The sequence below is a fragment of the Amycolatopsis sp. NPDC003676 genome (assembly GCF_053587275.1).
The window spans coordinates 1-2,153 of sequence record NZ_JBSFNS010000243.1 but is presented as its reverse complement, the minus strand read 5'-3'; the positions used below and the strand labels follow the sequence as shown (position 1 = coordinate 2,153).

Genomic DNA, 2,153 nt, shown 5'->3' with positions numbered 1-2,153 from the left:
ATCGGCGTGGTCGGCAGGATCAGGTTGTTGTGGTGGTCGCGCAGCTGCTGGGTGATCAGCGTCTTGCCGATCGGGTCCCACGACAGCGCGCCCCAGCCGTTGCCCTGGATCGTCGTCGACACCGCGGTGAACTGGGCCTTGAACTTGTCGAAGGACCCGAACGCCTCGTCGATCGCCGCCGCCAGCTCGCCGGTCGGCTTGTCCCCGCCCTCCGGCGAGAGGATCTTCCACCACACCACGTGGTTGGCGTGCCCCGCCAGGTTGAACGCGAGGGTGGTCTCGAGGCCGACGATGCCGCCGAAGTCGCCGGCTTCACGGGCGGCGGCGATCTTGTCGAGGGTGTCGTTGGCGCCCTTGACGTAGGCCGCGTGGTGCTTGCTGTGGTGCAGCTCGTTGATCTCGCCGGAGATGTGCGGCGCGAGGGCACCGTAGTCGTAGTCGAGTTCGGGCAGCTCGTACCGGGCCATGGGGCCCTCCTTCTGTCTTCGACATCAAGTCTTGCCCCCTCGAACCTAGTAGCACACCCGCGTCCCGGGCGAGCGGGGGCAGCCTCGGCGCCACGGGCTGGAACCTGGTTGAGTGAAGGTTCAACTTCCAGTACTGGGCCTTTCGGCCGACCACCCAGCGTGACCGGTTTGTCCGCCCCGCGCCGGTTCCCCGACGCCCGGTACGGTTGAGTCCATGGCGACCTCCCGGCTCGGCAGCGCGCAGCGAGTGCTGCTGCTGTTCGCGCTGGCGCTGGGCATCGCGGTCATGCACCACGTGCCCTCCCCCGGCGTAGGGCATGCCATGACGAGCGAGATGTCCGTCGTCCAGTCTCACGACGCCGCTCCCGCCGCGGACTCCGGCATGCCCGCCGGCGAACACTCGATGCTGCACCTCTGCCTGGCCGTCCTGTACGCCGCTGGCGCACTGGCCCTCAGCCTGCTGGCCTTTCGCCGCTACCCCGCCGTGAAAGCGGTTTTCGACGGCGCCCGCGGCTCCCCCGCCGCCGACCGGCCGCCCGACAGACGGGGCCGGACCGTCTTGACTTCTCTCTGCGTGTTGCGCACCTGATCGGCAGCTCTCGCTCCGGTCTTTCTTCGCAATTTTCCTTTTGAGAGAAGGTTTTTTCGTGCGCAAAATCTTTTTCACCGGTGCTGTGCTGGCCGCTTCGCTCCTGCTCGGCGCGTGCGGCAGCTCGGAATCCCCTGCGCCCAGTGCGCAGGCGGGACACAACGCCGCTGACGTCACGTTCGCCCAGCAGATGATCCCGCACCACCAGCAGGCGCTGGAAATGGCGAAAATGGTGCCGTCGCGCAGCAGCAACCCGAAGGTCGTCGACCTGGCCGGCCGGATCGACCGCGCGCAGGACCCGGAAATCCGGCAAATGCAAGGCTGGCTGACCGCCTGGGGCGCGGCCCCCGCCAGCCACTCCATGCCCGGCGGCCACGAGATGTCCGGCGACCACACGATGACCGGCATGATGTCCGACTCCGACATGAAGAGCCTGGACGCCGCGAAGGGCCCGCAGTTCGACCGGTCGTGGCTGGACCTGATGGTCAAGCACCATCAGGGCGCGGTCGAGATGGCGAAGACGGAACTGGCCCAGGGTGCGGACGCCGGGGCCAAGGCGCTGGCGCAGCGGATCATCGACGCTCAGCAGGCGGAGATCGCCGAGATGCAGGGGCTGTTGAAGAGCTGATTCGGGTGCGGCGCCGGGGCCGGTTGGGCGGTGCCGGGGCCGGTTGGGCGACTCCGGTGGCTTGTCTCCGGGCATGACCCCAGCAGACTTCTCTCTGGGTGAGGTCTGCTGGGCTCGGTGCCAACTGCTCGGCGCGCCCCGCGCCCTGCGGCGTCCGGCGTCCGGCGTCCGGCGTCCGGCGTCCGGCGTCCGGCGTCCGGCGTCCGGCGTCCGGCGACCGGCGACCGGCGACCGGCGACCGGCGACCGGCGACCGGCGACCGGCGACCGGCGACCGGCGACCGGCGAGGCTAGCCGAGATCAGAGGCCCCGCCCTGACGAAGCCCTCGCGGGTAAGCCGCTGCTGACTTGCTCGCGAGGCTTGTCGCGAAGGCAGGCGCGGCGCTAACCCGGCGGCTCCCCGGCCCGGCGCTGTGGCGGTCCGTGAAGGGCTCCTTGAGGGAATCTGATTCCCTCAAGGAGCCCTTCAC

Annotated in this window: 3 protein-coding genes; 2 read left to right on the top strand and 1 reads right to left on the bottom strand. The window is 69.6% G+C overall.

Annotated elements, in window-relative coordinates:
- A partial coding sequence (locus ACWDNU_RS45235; protein WP_449673377.1) for a superoxide dismutase occupies window positions 1–467 on the bottom strand: 467 nt, incomplete at its 3' end.
- A 214-nt stretch (window positions 468–681) separates the two neighbouring features.
- On the opposite strand from ACWDNU_RS45235, the gene ACWDNU_RS45230 reads away from it, so the two are divergent.
- Both ACWDNU_RS45230 and ACWDNU_RS45225 read left to right on the top strand, forming a co-directional pair.
- Entirely contained in the window at window positions 682–1,056 is a 375-nt protein-coding gene (locus ACWDNU_RS45230; RefSeq protein ID WP_449673376.1) for a hypothetical protein, read from the top strand.
- 58 nt (window positions 1,057–1,114) lie between these two features.
- Window positions 1,115–1,684: a DUF305 domain-containing protein gene (locus tag ACWDNU_RS45225; protein ID WP_449673375.1), complete on the top strand. Its 570-nt coding sequence runs from the start codon at window positions 1,115–1,117 to the stop codon at window positions 1,682–1,684.
- Window positions 1,685–2,153: the final 469 nt, after the last annotated feature.